This is a genomic window from Vibrio salinus, assembly GCF_021272385.1.
GTDB classification, from domain to species: Bacteria; Pseudomonadota; Gammaproteobacteria; order Enterobacterales; family Vibrionaceae; genus Vibrio; species Vibrio salinus.
The window spans coordinates 134,256-153,073 of sequence record NZ_JAJSDZ010000007.1 but is presented as its reverse complement, the minus strand read 5'-3'; the positions used below and the strand labels follow the sequence as shown (position 1 = coordinate 153,073).

The following is an 18,818-nucleotide window of genomic DNA, read 5'->3' as shown; positions in this document are numbered from 1 at the left end:
TAAAATAAAACATCGTTTCTTTTTTTTAGACCTTACATTTCAATAATAAAGGTGAAGCTATGAATAAGCACCTTGTCAGAGGGCTGGGGCTATCAACGATGTTGTACCTTTCCTCTGCCGTCGCTCTCCCACTCTATGACGTCACTGTGGCTGCTGATGGTTCCGGTGATTTTCGTTCTGTTCAACAAGCGATAGAACATGCTCCTGATGATCATCAACCCTATGTCATTTATATCCGAAACGGTGTTTACCATGAAAAACTGGAAGTAAAACGCCCTAATATTCATTTAATTGGCGAAGACCGTGATAAAACCGTCATTACAGCCACAACCGCTAACAGTACCATTAATCCGAAGACCGGGAAAAAGTTCGGTACCACCGGAAGCCGAACCGTCAATATTAATGCGACTGACTTCAGTGCCCAATCGTTAACCATAGAAAATGGGTTTGACTATCCGGCCAATCAGGCCAAAGACAAAGGCGATCCAACCCGAATCCGTAACACACAAGCCGTCGCCTTACTTATCTCTAGAAAAGCAGACAAAGTCGCCTTTAAAGATGTCAGCCTGAAAAGTTATCAAGACACGTTTTACACAAAAGCAGGGCGTACTTATTTCGATAAATCACGCATTACCGGTACGGTGGACTTTATTTTCGGTCACGGCACCGCATTATTTGAGCGCAGTGATATCGTTGCAAGATACCGTGGTGATGTAAAAGAAGGAGAAGTGATGGGTTACATCACGGCTCCCAGTACCAACATCAAAACGCCTTTCGGTCTGGTGTTTAAAGACAGCCGCCTGAGTAAAGAAGAGAAGGTTCCTGCTCACAGTTATGGATTAGGGCGTCCATGGCATCCAACCAGAACGTTTGTTGACGGGCGATATGCCGATCCTAACGCCATTGGTCACAGTGCATTCATTAACTGCCAAATGGATGATCACATTTATGGCTGGGATAAAATGAGTGGTAAAGATATTCATCATAATAAAATCTGGTTTTATCCCAAAGATTCCCGTTTCCTGGAATTCAAAAATGTCGGCCCGGGTGCGAACTCGCAGGATTCAAAAAGACCACAGCTTAGCGCTCAGCAATTCACGCATTACACGAACCGGGATATTTTGTCCGGATGGCAGCCGGGTCTTACCTTGGGGGCTAAAAGTACCATCCGCGGAGAAGTCATTCATGCCGCAATGACATTTCCTGCTGAAGTGACTATCAAAGACAGTATGGGTAAGACATCCGTCATCAATACCGATAAACAAGGTCATTACCATACCAGCATTGCCGGTATGACACCGCCACTTCTGGTGTCAGCCGATGATCAAAGCGGCGCATCCTGTTTGAAAAGTGATAAATATCGTTCTATATGCAGCAGTGCGATTGTTGCTGAGGTGAAGAATAATGGCGAAACCACGGCCAATATCAACCCATTCAGTGATTTAATTACTTCATCATTGGCCGCCCATGAAGGCATTAAAGGACCACAGCTTCTGTTGACCATGAAGAAACTGCCGGCGTTTTCTCACCAGGCCTGGCTTGAAGCAAACCAACACTTTGTTAAGGCTTTTCAATCGGTCGCTGAACAATTTGGACTCAATCCGGGTCCGTCATGGAATCCGGTCAATTACACCCGGGAATACCAGCCAGTGATTCGCCAGCTCGCCTCTCAGGTTATCCATAACCGTGGGTATGACACTAAGACGGGGCTTGCTGCAAAAACCTATCTGACGGATTTAGAGTTCCGCCCGATTATTAACCTGAAAAAAATCCCAGATTATATTTTGCAGGACCATCAACTGAGCCAGGCCCAGGATGTCGTCCGGCACGCTCAAAAACGCATCTTTATTGTCGGTGACTCAACCGCTTCAAACTACGAATCCGATGTTTATCCAAGAATGGGATGGGGACAGGCTTTTGACCATCTGGTTTCTGATCACAAAAACATTCAGGTGATCGATGGTGCCCGTTCAGGCAGAAGTTCACGGGATTATATCAATGGCCGATGGCTCAGTCAGATGGCGCCGCTGGTTCAACCCGGAGATTATCTGTTTATTCAGTTCAGTCATAATGACGAAAAATGTAATGGTGCGAAGAAAAAACGCGGTCCGATCGATGTAGCAAACCTCTGTACTTATCCGAATGATGCAGCAGGAAACCCTCAATATCCCGAGGGTCACCGAGATATGTCTCTCCAGATTACGCTGGAAAAATATCTCAGCTTTGCGAAACAGCATCACCTGCACCCTGTGATGTTAACCTCTTTGCCCCGGGCAAAAACGGTGAAACATAGGCCAGGCGTGCCAATTACTCCAGTGCAACATACCACGAAACAAAACAAAGCGAATGGCTATCACTTCTTTGGCAGCTATACCCAAACCGTGAAAGACACGGCAGCCAAACACCATGTTCCTTTGCTGGATATGCAAAGCAGAGTGATTGAAATGGCAAATCGCACGTCGGGAGATGAATGGAAAAAACTGTGGCTGGCTGTTGATCCAGAGAAATATCCTTTCTATAAAACCCGCTCTTCCGGCACGCTGAAAAAACCGGATACAACGCATTTCCAGGAAAAAGGTGCGAATAAAGTGGCTCAATTAGTCGTTAAAGAGATCAAGCATACTAACGCTTTATCTGAGCTAACTCATTATTTACCTTAGTTCCTTTCCTAATCGAATGATATCAATCCACCTGTATGACTGGCCGGTGGATTGAACGTTGGTTTCATGTGGAACAAACATGTAGCCAGTCGTTAGTGGATTTGTCATTAACGGTATGAATCAAGCGCCCAATAAACCCGGTTGCCAATGCCTATAACGATTAACGCCGTACAGGGTGGCTGCCAGGCTTAAAGCATGCTATTTGTCTGGTGAAAGATGATTGCCTTTGATATGGCTATCAAGCCTTTCTTTTTGGCGACTTTCTTTGGAGTGCTCACAGTATCAGCATAAGCTAAGTGGATTATTTTGATACAACGTCAGAAAATATCGTTGTTATAGATATAGACGAAAACCGCCTAAATTCGATCCGTAAAGCCCCTAATAAATGGGAAATACACAAAATATTTTATGAGAAATGGTGTACATCAGCTCGACGATTAACCCATTAAAAATCAGTGTGTTAACCTGTTTTCTGGATCTGAAAAGGAAAAAATCCCTTGAGATAATTGAATCTCAAGGGAAATGCCATCATTCGAGCATAAAATACCACATGTTTAAATCTTTCTGGAGGCTTGTTTGTAGCGGTCGAAAATAACGGCAGCAAGCAGGATTGCACCGCGGACCACGTATTGGGCGAATGGCGACATATTTAACAGGTTCATGGCATTTTCCACGGTACCCAGAATCAGAACCCCGGCAATTACGTAGGATACTTTACCAACCCCACCTTTCAGTGAAACGCCACCAAGAACGCAGGCTGAGATGACGACCAGTTCGAAGCCGACTGATGTCATCGGTTGCCCACTGGTCATTCTGGCTGCAAGAATGACACCGGCCAATGCAGAGATGAATCCCTGGACCGTGAAGATGATCATCTTGGTTTTTACAACGTTAACCCCGGCCAGACGCGCGGCTTCTTCGTTACCGCCAATCGCAAGGGTATTGCGTCCATAAACGGTTTTGTTAAGCAGAAAAGCAAACACGGCAAAGGTGATGATGGTTAGCCAGATAGGGGTTGGAATTCCGAAGACCGATGAGTTGCCTAGAGCAAAGAAGCTTTCCTCAGTAATACCGACAGCTTTACCATCGGAAATGATGTAGCCCAGTCCGCGGGCAATCTGCATCGTTGCTAAGGTTGTGATCAGAGCGTTGACCTGTAATTTTGCAATAACAAAACCGTTGAGCAGACCAAATCCGACACCAGACAATAATCCGGCACCAATACCCATAACCACACTTCCGGTTGCGTTAATAGCAACGGCAGTCACTACGCCGGCGCAGGCAATGACAGAGGCAACGGACAGGTCTAAGTCACCACAGGCTAAGCAGAATAACATCGCACAAGCGACCATACCGCTCATAGAAATCGCCAGCCCTAAGCCTTTCATATTGATGAAGGTTGCAAAATACGGGACAAAAAAGGAGCATAATAAGAATAAGCCGGCAAAGACCATGAGCATGCCGAATCTGTCCCAGACATGAGAGAAATCAATCGATGATTTTTTCTCATTATTATTGAGTTTAGTTGTACTTGTAGTCGCCATAGGATCTTTCCTCTTATGCAGCTGCATCTTTTGTTCCTAGCATGGCTAAGCGCAATGCTGTCTGTTCATTAAAATCTTCACGTTGAAGCTCTCCGGTAACCGCGCCATCTTTCATGACCAGAAGGCGGTCTGAAATGCCGAGTACTTCTGGTAAGTCACTTGAGATGACCAGAACAGCCACACCACTTTCAGCCAGTTTAAATATCAGTTCGTAAATTTCTGATTTCGCACCGACATCGATTCCCCGGGTCGGTTCATCTAGTAAGATGACTTTCATATGTGTGGACAACCAACGGGCGAGAATGACTTTTTGCTGGTTACCGCCGGACAGTTCGCCAATGGCTTGCGCAAGGTTGGCGGCTTTAACATTCAGTACGTCGCATTGGGCTTCGGCGTTTTCTTTTTCCCAACTGTTGTTGACGATTCCGCCCAGAGTCAGATATTCCGGCCTTGCGCTGATATTCGTGTTCTCCTGAACGGAAAGAATGGGGACGATCCCATCGGCTTTTCTGTCTTCGGGACACAGCGTGATGCCTGCTTTTATGGCATCTCCCGGTGTTTTTATTTTGACTTTTTTACCGAAGACGGTGATTTCTCCGGATTCGGGTTTTTCTGCCCCGAAAATCAGACGGGTTAATTCTGTCCGGCCGGCACCGACCAGCCCGAATAAACCCAGAATTTCGCCTCTGCGGATATCCATAGAAAGCGGAGCAGAAAGGCCCGGTCCCTCGATATTCTCAATTTTTAAGCCGCTTTCACCATATTTTCGTGTGCGGTAGTTATATATGTCGTTAATTTCTCTGCCGACCATCAGTTCAACGAGACGATCCTGTGTGAGAGCGGTTAAATCGGTAAAGGTTTGTACGAGCATGCCATCTTTGAAGATGGTAATGGCATCACACAATTCAAAGATCTCTTCCATCCGGTGTGAAACATACAGAATGATTTTGCCGTCATCCCTCAATTCCCGGATAACCTTAAACAGGTTTTCGATTTCACGCTGAGACAGACTACTGGTCGGTTCATCAAAGGCGATAATTTGCGCATTACGGCTCAGGGCTTTGGCGATTTCAACCATCTGCCACTGGCCGATGGAAAATTCTTTCAGAGGGCGTGATGGATCAAAGTCTTCACCTAGACGTTGTAGTTGGGTGCGGGCATTCTTATTTAATGTCTCCGTATCCACTTTGCCGCCTTTTGTGGGAAGTTGGCCGAGATAAATATTTTCGGCCACGCTTAGTTCCGGAACCAGATTCAGTTCCTGATAGATAATGGCTATGCCATGTTCAAGCGCTTCTGCTGTTGAAGAAAACGTAAACTGTTCCTGATCGATGGTGATATGGCCTTCTGTTGGGTGATACAAGCCACTTAAAATTTTCAGCAGAGTCGATTTTCCGGCTCCGTTTTCTCCCATAAGTGCATGAATACTATTGCTATTAGCCCGAAAACTAATGTTCGATAGTGCTTTTACACCAGGGAAGTGTTTTGATATCTGGCAAAACTCTAAGTAAGAGGATGACGTCGCCATGATTAGCCTCCGGTATACTAAATCAGCGGCATGTTTTTGATGTTATCCATGCCGCTATACGGGATTTCAGTTAAAGTCCTTTTTTCGCTAATTCATCTTTGTAGTTGTCTCTGGTAATCAGAACGACATCTGTTACTTCGACAAATTTCTTAGGTTCGACACCGTCTTTGACCCATTTGTAAAGCGATTCGATGCTCTTGAATCCATGAACATCAGGACTTGGCAGCAATGAACCATAAAAACCGGTGGGTTTGGTTTTTGCCAGTTCAGTGACCGCATCTACGCCGTTAATACCAATACCAATGACATTTGCTGCATCAAACCCCTGACCTTCAGTGGCCCGGATTCCTCCAAGCACGGTGTTATCATTCATTCCAACAACCAACCAGTGTTTCACCATTGGGTATTGAACCAGTAACGAGTTTGCCGCATCTAAGGCTCCGGGAATATCGTTTGTTTTGGTTGGTACGCGGTAGATTTGACCTGCCGGGAAGCCAGCTTCTTTTAGTGCTTTGATCGAACCGTCCACCCGTCGGCGGGCCGTATCCAGTTCATCGGCGGTAATTGCCATCACGGCGGAGTTTTTTGCATCCCATCCCCGTTTGGTCATTTCTTTATAAAGTTCCTGACCCTGACGATAACCGATTTGACTGGCTGCCATCATCACTAAAGGGACACTTTTCATGGGCTGACCTTTTGCATTTAAGAACTGATCATCCACCGTGACAACTTTCAGGTCATAGCTTTTCGCTTTGGCCATGATGGCCGGGCCTAATTTAGGATCCGGAGTACAAATAACGAATCCTTTTGCGCCACTGGCGGCCAGGGTATCAATGGCATTCAGCGTTTTTTCACCGTCCGGTACCGCCATTTTTATCACTTCAAAGCCATATTTTTTACCAGCTTTTTCTGCAAAGCTCCATTCCGTTTGAAACCAGGGTTCTTCGGGTTGTTTCACCAGATAGCCCAGTTTCATTTCATCATCATTGCTTCCAAAAAAAGCATTGGCAGAGGCACTTAACAGTGCCGCGCCAGTTAAAGCAGCGACAGCGAGCGTTTTTTTAATCGTCTTCATAGTGCTATTCCATCCACTTTTATCGTTATGTAGGGTTTGTTTCAAAATCATTATTTGTTTAATGAATGATTGATTGAAGTGATGGAACTCACATCTAAAAAAAGTAGCGCTTTTGTCCATGTATATAGCTTAACTGGCTATGAGGTGGATCTCACTTGTTGGCTAATTAATATTGATGAAATGATTATTTCATGATTTGGAGGAAATATTTCATACAAGTTGCCTATCCTGTACTCATATGAGCATTTTCCTTGGTTAAATCACACAAAAACAGGGGTAACGTATTTGTCCATGTTTTTAGCAGGCTCATTCATGTTTTATTTAACCTCTAACGGCTATAACTGATAGGTATTGGAACGTTGGACAATCGGGCTGAGCGATATTTTAGCTAATGCTGATTGCTCAATATGTCGGTAGATCGACCCGGTTGGAGTTATTGATTATGAACAGTGACGTACTATTTCGTTCCCCTGTTGAATTCGATATGAATTTAAAGTCTCGTCTAAATATCCTCAAGCAAAAAGTGTGGCAGGCGAATATGGATCTGCAACGCTATAATCTGGTGACCTTTACCTGGGGTAATGTCTCCGGAATTGATCGCGAATCAGGTCTGGTGGTTATCAAACCCAGTGGTGTTGACTATGAAAAGCTGTCACCGGAAAAAATGGTGGTGGTAGATTTAAAAGGCAATGTGGTTGATGGAGAGATGAATCCTTCTTCTGATACTGATACCCACATTGAACTGTATAAAGCGTTCGCCGGGCTTGGTGGTGTTGTTCATACTCATTCATCCAATGCAACATCGTGGGCTCAGGCGGGGGTACCTATCCCGGCGCTGGGAACGACTCACGCCGATTATTTTTATGGCAGTATCCCATGTACCCGGGCCCTGACAGACGAAGAGATTGCGGATCATTACGAACTCAATACCGGCAAAGTCATTATTGAAACGATCGCTGGTAATGATGCGCTTGCGATACCGGGAATTATTGTCAAAGAACACGGCCCTTTTAGTTGGGGGCTTGATCCTCATCAGGCGGTTCACAATGCTGTTGTTTTGGAAACGGTGGCCTCGATGGCGTTGAAGACGCTTCAGATCAATTCAAATGTAAGTCATATCAATCAAGCCCTACTGGATAAGCATTATCTGAGAAAACACGGTAAAGATGCTTATTACGGACAAAAATCAGACAAAGAATAAGGGATAGCTATGAAAGTATTTAACGATAAACAAGTGTGGTTTGTGACGGGTTCTCAGCATCTGTATGGCGAAAAAATGCTTGAAAACGTTGCCAGAAATAGTGAAGAAATCGTCCATGGGTTAAATCAGACTGAAGTCATTTCTGTTCCTGTGACGAATAAAGGGACCGTAAAAACCCCGGATGAAATATTAAATGTCTGTCGGCTCGCTAATAACGATCCGGACTGCATTGGCCTGATTCTTTGGATGCATACATTTTCGCCTGCAAAAATGTGGATTGCCGGCCTCGGTCAGTTAAATAAACCATTTCTTCATTTGCATACTCAGTTCAATGCGGCGCTTCCATGGGATGATATTGATATGGATTTTATGAATCTGAATCAGAGTGCCCACGGCTGCCGGGAGTTTGGATTTATCGGTACCCGTCTGAATATTGATCGTAAAGTTGTGGTCGGTCACTGGAGTAACCCGGATGTTCACCGTCAGATTGACGACTGGTGCCGTGCTGCCATCGGTCTCCATGAAGGTCAGCAACTGAAAGTGGCCCGGTTTGGTGACAATATGAGACAGGTGGCGGTTACGGAAGGTAATAAAGTGTCGGCACAAATTCAGTTTGGCTATGAAGTTCACGGCTATGGTCTCGGAGAGCTTAGTGACAGTGTGAATGCCGTGAGTGATGGTGATGTTGCGCAGTTACTGGATGAATATGCCTCTACTTATGATGTCAGCCCGGATCTTTACACTGATGCGGATTCTCTGAAGATTATGCAGCAGGAAGCCCGGTTAGAAATTGGTATGGAGCGTTTTCTGACATCGGTTGGGGCATTTGCCTATACGAACACCTTTGAAAACCTGACCGGAATCACTAATTTACCCGGACTCGCGAGCCAGCGACTTATGGGGAAAGGGTATGGGTATGGTGGTGAAGGTGACTGGAAGACATCGGCCATGACCCGTATTACGAAAGTAATGGGGCAGGGGAAAGCTGGTGGTACTTCTTTTATGGAAGACTATACCTATAACTTTGGTGAAAAAAGTCAGGCATTGGGCGCTCATATGCTGGAGGTTTGTCCGTCAATTGCGGCCAGGAAGCCGAAACTGGAAATTCATCACCATACCATCGGATGTAATTGTGATATTCCCCGTTTGATTTTCTCAGGTCAGTCCGGCCCGGCGTACACCATTTCGGTTATCGATTTGGGCGACCGTTTCCGGATGCTAGTCAATGCTGTAGATTGTGTTACCCCCCCTAAATCACTACCTAAATTGCCGGTAGCTCACGCGTTATGGGAACCTCAACCTAGCCTTGAGAAAGCGGCGGCTGCCTGGATTTACAGTGGTGGGGCCCACCATACGGTTTATACTCAGGCGGTTTCTCTGGATACCTTAATGGATTACGCCGAAATGACCGGTATTGAATTGGTGTTGATCGATAATACAACAACGAATCTTAATCAGTTTAAGATGAGTCTGAAGCAAAACAGTCTTTACTATCGTTTTGCTCATAAATAATGATATGACAAAGCCCCTCATACAGATGAGGGGCTATTTGCGGTGGTAATTTGAATAGAAGAGAAGACTCGTCCTTAAGTTACATGAGCTGGAAATTAGATATTTTGTCTCATCATCCCAGTGCCTTTCAGCTTAGGGAAGGAGAAAACCTGATGTTTTCCGGAGACCTGGAACTGGTGAATAATGATGAGTTCATTGATACGCAAGATTTTCCATGGCATTTTAGGATAAAAGAGAACATGATTGAGCAGTGGTGTAATGTCAGGCTGGCTGACCCTTTGTCGATTGGTCTGACTTATACCTTTCATCAAGGGGCTTTGGTCATTGACTATCTGGCGCGCAACAGCGTGCCAACCCGTCTGGACATCCGGCATAAGATTTGTCAGGCCGGTCATTCTCACTACAGAAAAATCGCCGGTGTAGACCTGTCAGATAGCGTGTCAGAATGGCAACATCGTAACAGAGAACAGCCGAGTGATTATTTGCGTGAGCAGCGAAAAAAAGAGTTTAAAGAAGCTTTTTTTGCATCTCAGTGGATCGTTTTATATAAAGAATTATGAGCTGGTTAAATGTATCCATTCAAGAGATTGATTAAAATACTCAGGAATCAATGAATTGTATTGGTGAACGATGCAAAATGATCCTCTGAAGCCCGGTTATAACTTTGATGCTCATTTGGTTGCCGGCTTAACACCTATCATCGAAGGGGACGAACTGGATTATACGATCAATCGTCCCAGCGGAATGAAGGGCTACATTATTAACCTCACCAGCAAAGGTGAGGGAACCTTATTTTCCGGCCCGGATTCAATCGATGTCGGGGTGGGGGATCTGTTGTTGTTTCCTCCTACCGCTGCCCACTATTATCACCGAAAGAAAGAGACGGTTTCCTGGTTTCATCGCTGGGTATACTTTCGCCCACGTGCCTTTTGGCATGATTGGTTGAGTTGGCAGGAACAACATAATGGTGTTTATATCACAAGAGGATTGGATAAAACGGCGTTTGAACAGATTGAGCGGCTGTTCATTGATATCGAGTACACTTCCAAGTCCGAAGCGTCCTACCGGAATGATTTAGCGATCAACCTTCTTGAGCAGTTATTGATTCGGTGTAAATCTTTGCAGCCGGATGTTTTGAGCAAGGCGCTGGATCCCCGGGTGATAGAAGCGATGAACTTTATGACGCAAAATCTGAATCAAGAATTTTCCATTGATGATGTGGCTGCCCATACTTGCCTGTCGCCTTCCCGCTTAGGTCATTTATTCCGGGATGAGATGGCAATGACCATCACTCAGTGGCGTGATGATCAAAGAATCAGTCGGGCTAAACAATTATTAGTCACCACTAACCATTCAGTGAATCAGATAGGACGCATTGTCGGATATTCCGATCCTTTATACTTTTCCCGGGTGTTCAAGCGCAAAGCTGGCGTAAGCCCCAAAATTTACCGGGAGCAGGTTACTTGAGTTGGTTATTCTCTTTGGCTTGTTTGCTGAGTTTCACGTGAAACTAGAATCTGCTTTTTCAGATAGACATTTCTGAAAATTCACTCACTACGAGAATCACTTTTTTATTATCAATAATAAATTATTCCTCTGTTTTATTCTCCCTTTTACGGATTTTAAGGTAAATCGCTCTCAGCTTATATCGGGAAGGCAATTTTGGAGCTACGATAGATTTATGATGAGTTGAATAATTGAAGGTTGAGAGTAAAAAATAATGAACTGGAAACTTGAACCACAGGAAGTCTTTGCTGCATCACCGATTATTCCGGTGATGGTCATTGAAAAACTGGATGATGCACTACCGATGGCAATGGCACTGAGTGATGGCGGCATTAATGTCTTTGAAATCACATTGAGGACTGACTGTGCTCTGGATGCCATCAAAAGAATTTCAACAGAATTGCCTGATGCTTTTGTTGGTGCCGGTACTGTCGTGAATTCTAAACAATATGCCAAAGCAATGGCAGCGGGTGCTCAGTTTGTTTTGTCTCCTGGTTTTAGTGTTGAATTACTTCAGCATGCCAAAACAACGAAAGTACCGTTTATTCCCGGAGTTGCCACTCCCAGTGAGATCATGACAGCCATGTCTTATGGATATGAATGCTTAAAATTTTTTCCGGCTGAAGCCAATGGTGGTGTAAATACATTAAAAGCGATAACGGCACCACTGCCGGATGTTCGCTTTTGCCCGACGGGGGGAATTAATGCCGGTAATGCGAAAAGTTATCTATCTTTAGATTGTGTTGCTACGGTTGGAGGTACATGGATGTTGGATAAAACCGCAATCAAAGAGAAAAACTGGTCGCATATTACAGAGTTGACCAGGCAGGCGGTAGCCGTTGTTTCTGAATAACGGATTGTGCATAGAAGTGTCAGTCCATGAGTTGATGACTCATGGACTTTTTTGATCCCGGTTGTGTTTATCTGGACATTTATACAGTGGTAAAATATTCTGTTCAGGTCCGTTCAGAAAAGACAGGTTAGATAAATGCAGTGGATAGTTGAGCATCAGATAATATTGGCTTTTTTAGTCTCAGTTATTGGTGTCAGTGTCGTGTCCCGTTGGTGGACCGTACAAAAGATGCAAAGGGAGATGCAAACGTTACGGTCGGAATTAGATAGTCAGATAATACTGACAGAGCAAAAGGTCCAGTATTTGGAGCAATCTTTGAGTACAGCTAATAAAGAGCTGGAAGAGATGGATAGTCAACGGGATCTGGATCGGCATGAGTTGAAACAGACTCATGGTAAGTTTATGGCTGTAATGGAAAAGCTCCGTTATCTGGATGTGGTTGAGTCAGAGAAAAAACAGTTAATGCAGGAATTGAGTGATACTCGTGAGCAAAAAGCGAATCTTGCTGCTCAGTACCGGGAACTGCAGGCTCTTCATAAAGAACAGCTGCAAAATGGTCAGGATAAAATTCAGTTTCTTGAGAACGCTGAAAACCGTTTGAAGCAGCAATTTGAATCGCTTGCGACTCAGCTTTTTGAACTGAAAGCGGCCAAGGTGGATCAGCAAAATAAACAGAGTCTGGAAGGATTGCTCAATCCACTTAAAGATCAGTTAGATGGTTTTAGAAAACAGGTCAATGACAGTTTTTCCCAAGAAGCAAAAGAGCGCCACACGCTGGTGCATGAACTGAAAACCTTACAGACACTGAACGAAAAAATGGCTCAGGAAGCGGTGAATCTGACTCAGGCCCTGAAGGGAGATAATAAACAGCAGGGGAACTGGGGAGAAGTTGTTTTAGCCAGAGTACTGGAGGAATCCGGATTGAGGGACGGACATGAGTATATGACTCAGGTTAGTCTCCAAAATGAGTCGGGCAAGCGTTACCAGCCGGATGTGGTGGTCTTTTTACCCAACAATAAACAGGTCGTGATTGATTCCAAAATGACTCTGGTCGCTTATGAGCGCTATTTTCATGCCGAAACCGAGACACAAAAAGCGACCTATTTAAGTGAGCACTTACTTTCAGTTAGGGGGCATATAAAAGGACTGAGCAGAAAGGACTATCAGCAATTGCAGGGAATTACATCATTAGACTATGTACTGATGTTTATCCCGGTGGAGCCGGCCTTTCAGTTAGCTGTACAGGCTGATCCTTCATTGGTGAAGGATGCCATGGAGCAAAATATTATTCTGGTGAGTCCGACAACATTATTGGTGGCATTGCGTACTATTGATAACCTCTGGAAAAATGAGCGCCAGAATCAGAATGCAAAGCTGATTGCAGAAAAAGCCAGCAAGCTTTACGACAAACTGCGCTTGTTTGTTGATGATATGGACTCATTAGGTATGGCTCTGGATAAGGCGAACCAAAATTATCAGGGAGCGATGAATAAGCTGGTTTCTGGCCGGGGTAATGCTATCCGTCAGGCTGAAAGTTTCAGAGAGCTGGGGGTTGAGGTGAAAAGACCGATTTCTGCTCAGGTTTCAGACTTGTCTCAGAGAGCAAGTTCTGATGAAGAAATGTAACGGAAATAAGAGTAATTATCAGCCATGCTGAAAGACAACCGGGTCAGGATCAAGTAGACTAAAGACGCCGGATAATTGTTGTCATATGATTATTTGTTATGAATTTACGGGAGTTAGGGTAGGTACTACGTGCAATCAGATAACACTTTAGAAAGCCGGGAAACAACGCATTTCGGTTTTCAGACGATCGCAAAAGATGAGAAAGTTCAGAAAGTCGCTCAGGTCTTTCATTCCGTGGCAACGAAATACGATATTATGAACGACCTGATGTCAGGTGGCATTCATCGGTTGTGGAAGCGCTTTACTATTGATTGTAGTGGTGTCAGACCCGGTCAGAGAATTCTGGATTTAGGTGGTGGGACTGGTGACTTAACGGCCAAGTTTTCCAGAATGGTGGGTGACAAAGGACACGTTGTTCTGGCGGACATCAATAACTCTATGTTGAATGTTGGCAGAGATAAATTACGTGATCATGGCATTGTCGGAAATGTCCACTATGTTCAGGCTAATGCGGAAGAGTTACCTTTCCCGGACGATTATTTTGATTGTATTACAATCAGTTTTTGCCTGCGGAATGTCACCGATAAAGATAAAGCGCTACGTTCTATGTTCCGGGTACTAAAGCCGGGTGGTCGTCTGTTGGTATTGGAGTTTTCTAAACCACTTTTAGAGCCTTTATCCAAAGCCTACGATACGTATTCTTTTCATATTTTGCCTAAGATGGGACAGTTAATTGCTAACGATTCTGAAAGTTATCGCTATCTGGCGGAGTCTATCCGGATGCATCCGGATCAGGAAACGTTGAAAGGTATGATGATGGAAGCCGGATTTGAACATACCTCTTACTATAATTTAACTGGCGGTATTGTTGCGCTGCACCGGGGTTACAAGTTTTAGCAATGAGTATGATGCCTTTGGAAATATTGGTTAATGCGGTGATCGAAACCGGCTTTAACTACCGTATTAATCAGGATTCTGATTTATCCAGACAATGTCTGCGTCTGAAAGGGAAAGTCTTCCAGCTTCATATCAAAGAAGTTGATAAGACGCTAACATTCGTTTTCAGCCATCAGGTTGATGTGCTGGGTCAATATGAAGGCGTACCGGACTGTTACCTGTCGTTATCACTGAAAACCCTTCCTCAGCTTAGAGAGCAGGTGAACATCACGCAGCTTATTAAACAGGAGCAACTGGAATTGGAAGGTGATCTTCAGTTGGCTCAAAAATTTGCAGTTTTGCTTTCGGATGCAGAGCCGGATGCCGAAGAGTGGTTGTCTCAATGGGTTGGTGATGTTGTAGCTCATACGGTGGTTCATACAGGAAAGCAATTGCTGACGACCACTAAACAGCAGACACAGAAAAAGCGAAACCAGTTTTCAGAGGTGCTGACCGAAGAGTGGAAGGTTTTTCCTCCCGCACTTGAAATCGCTTATTTTTGCGATCAGGTTGAAGTCGTGAAACAACAGGTGGACAAGCTGGAGTTGAGGTTTCAGGCTCTGATGGAGAAACTATGAGGTTTACCGAAGTAAAACGCTTATATCATATTATTCGGGTTCAGCTTGAATATGGGGTTGATGAGCTTTTACCTGACCATCAGTTGCTAAAAGCCCCGCTACTGGCCCGGAAGTCACTTTTCTGGCTGAAAAATAAGTATCCGGAAAAAGCGTTAGGGGAGCGTCTTCGGTTGGCGTTGCAGGAACTGGGTCCGGTCTGGGTTAAATTTGGTCAGATGATGTCGACCCGCCGTGATTTATTTCCGCCTCATATTGCCGACCAACTGGCGTTGCTCCAGGACAATGTTGCCCCTTTTGACGGACATCTTGCCCAGAAACACATCGAAGAAGCGCTTGGGGATAAGGTCGAAACCTGGTTTGATGATTTTGATGTTACGCCTTTAGCGTCAGCCTCTATTGCTCAGGTACATACAGCCAAGCTGAAGGAATCCGGCCGGGATATCGTGATTAAGGTTATCCGGCCTGATATTGAGTCTGTGATTCAGGATGATATCCGTCTTATGTATCGCATGGCTTATATTGTGGCAAAAGCGCTTCCCGAAGCCCGGCGCTTAAAGCCGGTTGAAGTAGTACGGGAGTATGAAAAAACACTGATTGACGAATTGGATTTAAGGCGTGAGGCTTCAAATGCGATTCAACTGAGACGCAATTTTCTGGGAAGTGAAGAACTTTATGTTCCCGAGGTTATTTCGGAACTCAGTAATGAAAAGGTGATGGTTTCAGAAAGGATCTATGGTATTCAGGTTTCTGATATTGAAGGACTGAGAAACCACGGTGTGAATATGCAGCTTTTAGCTGAACGTGGTGTCAGTGTGTTTTTTACTCAGGTATTCCGGGATAGTTTTTTTCATGCGGATATGCATCCGGGCAATGTGTTTGTGAATCCGGAACATCCGGAAAATCCCCAATGGATCGGATTGGATTGTGGTATTGTCGGAACTTTAAACAGCGAAGATAAACGTTATCTGGCAGAAAACTTTTTAGCCTTTTTTAACCGTGATTACCGTCGGGTTGCTGAACTTCATGTTGAGTCAGGATGGGTTCCTTTTGACACCAATGTCGATGAGTTTGAGCGGGCCATACGGGTTGTCTGTGAGCCGATTTTTGCAAAACCGTTATGCGAAATTTCATTTGGTCATGTGCTGTTGAATCTGTTCAATACCGCCAGACGATTTCAGATGGAAGTTCAGCCGCAGTTGGTACTGCTGCAAAAAACCTTGCTGTATGTGGAAGGACTGGGCCGACAGCTTTATCCTCAGCTGGATTTGTGGCAAACGGCGAAACCGTTTCTTGAGCGGTGGATGATAGAGCAGATTGGACCGGGGGCTGTGATCCGCTCTATCAAAGAAAAGGCACCTATGTGGGCAGAAAAATTGCCAGAGTTGCCTGAACTGGTTTATGACAGCCTGAAACAGGGGCGGGTTATGTCGGAACGCCTGGATAAAATGTATCAGGGATACCGGCAAACGAAGCGTCAGCACGGGACGGCAAAATTCCTGTTTGGTGTCGGGGCTACGTTGATTGTGTGTGCCACGATTCTGGCTACGAACGGGCATTCTGATTTATCGACAGGTTCCGGAGTTGTTGGGGTTATCAGTTGGCTGCTTAGCTGGCGTACTTACCGTTATTAAGACAATATCGTAATATTATCTTTCGTATTGCACCACCTGAGGACATCGGGTGGTGCCCGCTATTTGCTCCGGTTTGCCGCTATAGCCTGAACAGGGTTTTGGCATTACGGGTTGTGACTTTGTCGATGTCTTTTGTTTCCATTCCTCTTAAATCAGCAATCCGTTCGGCAATCAGTGCCGTGTAAGCGGGTTCATTGCGCTTTCCCCGGTGAGGTACCGGTGCCAGATACGGGCAGTCCGTTTCCAGAATGACATAATCCAGATTCAGGTGAGGAATGACTTTGTCCATTCCACCATTTTTAAATGTTGAAACCCCACCCAATCCCAGATGAAAATTCAGATCGTTGATGGCTTTTGCTTCATCGATGGAACCGCCAAAACAGTGAAATACACCGGTCAGACTGCCGTTTTGTTCCTGATTCAGCAGGTGAAGCGTTTCCTGAATAGAATCTCTGGTATGAATGACAACGGGAAGGTCTTGTTCTTTCGCCCAGTTTAACTGATGAACAAAAGCATATTCCTGTTCTTTATGAAACGTCTTATCCCAATAAAGATCGATGCCAATCTCTCCAACGGCTATAAAGTTATGGTCATCGAACCAGCGATGAACAGAAGCAAGATCTTCTTTTATATTGTCAGTCACATAGCAAGGGTGTAACCCCATCATAGAACGGCAAAGCTGAGGATATTGCTGTTCTGTTTTGAGCATAGGTTCAATTGAATTCAAATCGATATTTGGCATTAAGATTAATTCGATACCTTGTTCTCTGGCTCGGGCAATCATGTCATCTCGGTCATGATGAAATTCATCGGCGTAGATATGAGCATGGGTATCAATCATATAAAACTCACCTGTTATTGTTGTTAAGCGGCATCAAAAACGTTCCGGGAATGATTCTTGAGATCATTTTGGCATTTTTCGTCTTTGAATTCATGTTGAATGAGTTGGACGGTGGTATTATTTTCAGCAGATATCATTTTGTGCTGTAGGCACAAGTAATAATAAAAGGAGATAAAATGTCAGTATCGATTCAGGGTCAGTTTCCGGGCCGGCGTATGCGCCGTACCCGTAAGCACGATTTTAGCCGCCGCTTGATGGCGGAAAGTCAGTTGTCGGTAAGCGATCTTATTTATCCGGTTTTTGTCCTGATGGGAAAAGACCGTAGGGAGTCCGTTGAGTCCATGCCTGGTATCGAACGTCTTTCAATTGATGTCCTTTTGGAAGAAGCTCGTTATTTATCCGGTTTAGGCGTACCGGCAATGGCACTGTTTCCTGTGCTTACTCAGGAAGTAAAAACACTGGATGCCGCAGAAGCTTATAACCCGGAAGGGTTGGTGCAACGGGCTGTAAAAGCATTGAAAGAACATGTTCCGGAAATGGGGGTTATTACGGACGTTGCTTTGGATCCGTATACCACACACGGTCAGGACGGCATCATTGACGAAAGTGGTTATGTTTTAAACGAAGAAACTACCGATGTTCTGGTTAAACAGGCGCTCTCTCATGCGGCTGCCGGTGCTGATGTTGTGGCTCCGTCGGATATGATGGACGGACGTATCGGTAAAATTCGTGAGGCATTAGAAGAGCAGGGATACATTCATACTCAGATTATGGCTTATTCGGCAAAATATGCTTCCTGCTATTATGGCCCATTCCGGGATGCGGTCGGTTCTGCATCAAATCTGAAAGGCGGAGATAAGAAAAACTACCAGATGGATCCGGCGAATACTGACGAAGCACTTCATGAAGTTGCGATGGATGTGAACGAAGGGGCCGATATGGTTATGGTTAAGCCTGGTATGCCGTATCTTGATGTCGTTTGCCGAGTGAAACGGGAACTACAGGTCCCGACATTTGCTTATCAGGTCTCTGGAGAATATGCCATGCATATGGCGGCGATAAATAATGGCTGGCTGAAAGAGAAAGAAGCTATTATTGAGTCGCTTCTGTGTTTTAAACGGGCCGGAGCCGATGGTATATTGACATATTTTGCAAAAAGAGTAGCAGAGTGGCTGGCGGAAGAAGGTAAAGAGAGAGCCAGTCACTTAAAAGAATGAAGCGTGAGCATCATAAAGAATTAAATGAGAATTTTTTTCATTTAGTGCTTGACTATATAAATGAGAATAATTATTATTATCTTGTCTTAAGGAGAAAAGGACTCTTAAAC

15 protein-coding genes are annotated in these 18,818 nt (G+C 44.7%); 11 read left to right on the top strand and 4 right to left on the bottom strand.

The genetic code is table 11. The annotated features are described in order from the left end of the window. Nucleotides 1-59 precede the first annotated feature (59 nt). Nucleotides 60-2,660: a pectinesterase family protein gene (locus tag LRQ06_RS06495; RefSeq protein WP_232765601.1), complete on the top strand. Its 2,601-nt coding sequence runs from the start codon at nucleotides 60-62 to the stop codon at nucleotides 2,658-2,660. A gap of 554 nt (nucleotides 2,661-3,214) precedes the next feature. Here the strand turns inward: LRQ06_RS06495 and araH are convergent. From araH to LRQ06_RS06480, 3 genes are all read right to left on the bottom strand, one after another. Further along, the gene (gene araH / locus LRQ06_RS06490) at nucleotides 3,215-4,204 is read right to left on the bottom strand and encodes an L-arabinose ABC transporter permease AraH (RefSeq protein ID WP_232765600.1); all 990 of its coding nucleotides are present in this window, start codon (nucleotides 4,202-4,204) and stop codon (nucleotides 3,215-3,217) included. 13 nt (nucleotides 4,205-4,217) lie between these two features. Next, nucleotides 4,218-5,732: an L-arabinose ABC transporter ATP-binding protein AraG gene (gene araG / locus LRQ06_RS06485; protein ID WP_232765599.1), complete on the bottom strand. Its 1,515-nt coding sequence runs from the start codon at nucleotides 5,730-5,732 to the stop codon at nucleotides 4,218-4,220. A gap of 70 nt (nucleotides 5,733-5,802) precedes the next feature. Further along, a complete protein-coding gene (locus LRQ06_RS06480) occupies nucleotides 5,803-6,807 on the bottom strand; it encodes an arabinose ABC transporter substrate-binding protein (protein WP_232765598.1) in 1,005 nt (334 codons plus the stop codon). Nucleotides 6,808-7,291: 484 nt separating this feature from the next. Between LRQ06_RS06480 and LRQ06_RS06475 the strand changes: the two genes are divergently transcribed. The 9 genes from LRQ06_RS06475 (at nucleotide 7,292) to ubiB (ending at nucleotide 16,650) form a co-directional block, all read left to right on the top strand. Then, a complete protein-coding gene (locus LRQ06_RS06475) occupies nucleotides 7,292-8,008 on the top strand; it encodes an L-ribulose-5-phosphate 4-epimerase (RefSeq protein WP_232765852.1) in 717 nt (238 codons plus the stop codon). Between the two features lie 9 nt (nucleotides 8,009-8,017). Continuing rightward, entirely contained in the window at nucleotides 8,018-9,520 is a 1,503-nt protein-coding gene (gene araA, locus LRQ06_RS06470; protein WP_232765597.1) for an L-arabinose isomerase, read from the top strand. 50 nt (nucleotides 9,521-9,570) lie between these two features. After that, nucleotides 9,571-10,080, top strand: a complete 510-nt coding sequence (locus tag LRQ06_RS06465) for a hypothetical protein (RefSeq protein WP_232765596.1) — start codon at nucleotides 9,571-9,573, stop codon at nucleotides 10,078-10,080. Between the two features lie 70 nt (nucleotides 10,081-10,150). Next, nucleotides 10,151-10,987, top strand: coding sequence for an arabinose operon transcriptional regulator AraC (gene araC, locus LRQ06_RS06460; protein ID WP_232765595.1), 837 nt, complete (start codon nucleotides 10,151-10,153; stop codon nucleotides 10,985-10,987). 253 nt (nucleotides 10,988-11,240) lie between these two features. Next, on the top strand, nucleotides 11,241-11,879 hold the full coding sequence (locus LRQ06_RS06455; RefSeq protein ID WP_232765594.1) for a bifunctional 4-hydroxy-2-oxoglutarate aldolase/2-dehydro-3-deoxy-phosphogluconate aldolase: 639 nt from the start codon (nucleotides 11,241-11,243) through the stop codon (nucleotides 11,877-11,879). A 135-nt stretch (nucleotides 11,880-12,014) separates the two neighbouring features. Continuing rightward, nucleotides 12,015-13,505: a DNA recombination protein RmuC gene (gene rmuC, locus LRQ06_RS06450; RefSeq protein WP_232765593.1), complete on the top strand. Its 1,491-nt coding sequence runs from the start codon at nucleotides 12,015-12,017 to the stop codon at nucleotides 13,503-13,505. A gap of 129 nt (nucleotides 13,506-13,634) precedes the next feature. Further along, the gene (ubiE, locus tag LRQ06_RS06445) at nucleotides 13,635-14,402 is read left to right on the top strand and encodes a bifunctional demethylmenaquinone methyltransferase/2-methoxy-6-polyprenyl-1,4-benzoquinol methylase UbiE (RefSeq protein ID WP_232765592.1); all 768 of its coding nucleotides are present in this window, start codon (nucleotides 13,635-13,637) and stop codon (nucleotides 14,400-14,402) included. 11 nt (nucleotides 14,403-14,413) lie between these two features. Further along, nucleotides 14,414-15,019 carry a ubiquinone biosynthesis accessory factor UbiJ gene (locus LRQ06_RS06440; protein ID WP_232765851.1) on the top strand — a complete coding sequence of 202 codons (606 nt, stop codon included), beginning with the start codon at nucleotides 14,414-14,416 and terminating at the stop codon, nucleotides 15,017-15,019. After that, the gene (gene ubiB / locus LRQ06_RS06435) at nucleotides 15,016-16,650 is read left to right on the top strand and encodes a ubiquinone biosynthesis regulatory protein kinase UbiB (protein WP_232765591.1); all 1,635 of its coding nucleotides are present in this window, start codon (nucleotides 15,016-15,018) and stop codon (nucleotides 16,648-16,650) included. Before LRQ06_RS06440 ends, ubiB begins: the two co-directional genes overlap by 4 nt. Nucleotides 16,651-16,729: 79 nt before the next feature. Here the strand turns inward: ubiB and LRQ06_RS06430 are convergent, their stop codons facing one another. Then, the gene (locus LRQ06_RS06430; RefSeq protein WP_232765590.1) at nucleotides 16,730-17,491 is read right to left on the bottom strand and encodes a TatD family hydrolase; all 762 of its coding nucleotides are present in this window, start codon (nucleotides 17,489-17,491) and stop codon (nucleotides 16,730-16,732) included. A gap of 176 nt (nucleotides 17,492-17,667) precedes the next feature. Here LRQ06_RS06430 and hemB point away from each other — a divergent pair, with 176 nt between their 5' ends. After that, entirely contained in the window at nucleotides 17,668-18,708 is a 1,041-nt protein-coding gene (hemB, locus tag LRQ06_RS06425; RefSeq protein WP_232765589.1) for a porphobilinogen synthase, read from the top strand. The last annotated feature ends 110 nt before the right edge of the window (nucleotides 18,709-18,818 follow it).

What these genes read in the sequence shown, in the direction of transcription:
- araA (WP_232765597.1), top strand. Translation starts at nt 8,018, where the DNA reads ATGAAAGTATTTAACGATAAACAAGTGTGGTTTGTGACGGGTTCTCAG.
- araH (WP_232765600.1), bottom strand. Translation starts at nt 4,204, where the DNA reads ATGGCGACTACAAGTACAACTAAACTCAATAATAATGAGAAAAAATCA.
- araG (WP_232765599.1), bottom strand. Translation starts at nt 5,732, where the DNA reads ATGGCGACGTCATCCTCTTACTTAGAGTTTTGCCAGATATCAAAACAC.
- rmuC (WP_232765593.1), top strand. Translation starts at nt 12,015, where the DNA reads ATGCAGTGGATAGTTGAGCATCAGATAATATTGGCTTTTTTAGTCTCA.
- LRQ06_RS06430 (WP_232765590.1), bottom strand. Translation starts at nt 17,491, where the DNA reads ATGATTGATACCCATGCTCATATCTACGCCGATGAATTTCATCATGAC.
- LRQ06_RS06475 (WP_232765852.1), top strand. Translation starts at nt 7,292, where the DNA reads ATGAATTTAAAGTCTCGTCTAAATATCCTCAAGCAAAAAGTGTGGCAG.
- LRQ06_RS06455 (WP_232765594.1), top strand. Translation starts at nt 11,241, where the DNA reads ATGAACTGGAAACTTGAACCACAGGAAGTCTTTGCTGCATCACCGATT.
- ubiB (WP_232765591.1), top strand. Translation starts at nt 15,016, where the DNA reads ATGAGGTTTACCGAAGTAAAACGCTTATATCATATTATTCGGGTTCAG.
- LRQ06_RS06480 (WP_232765598.1), bottom strand. Translation starts at nt 6,807, where the DNA reads ATGAAGACGATTAAAAAAACGCTCGCTGTCGCTGCTTTAACTGGCGCG.
- hemB (WP_232765589.1), top strand. Translation starts at nt 17,668, where the DNA reads ATGTCAGTATCGATTCAGGGTCAGTTTCCGGGCCGGCGTATGCGCCGT.
- LRQ06_RS06440 (WP_232765851.1), top strand. Translation starts at nt 14,414, where the DNA reads ATGCCTTTGGAAATATTGGTTAATGCGGTGATCGAAACCGGCTTTAAC.
- araC (WP_232765595.1), top strand. Translation starts at nt 10,151, where the DNA reads ATGCAAAATGATCCTCTGAAGCCCGGTTATAACTTTGATGCTCATTTG.
- LRQ06_RS06495 (WP_232765601.1), top strand. Translation starts at nt 60, where the DNA reads ATGAATAAGCACCTTGTCAGAGGGCTGGGGCTATCAACGATGTTGTAC.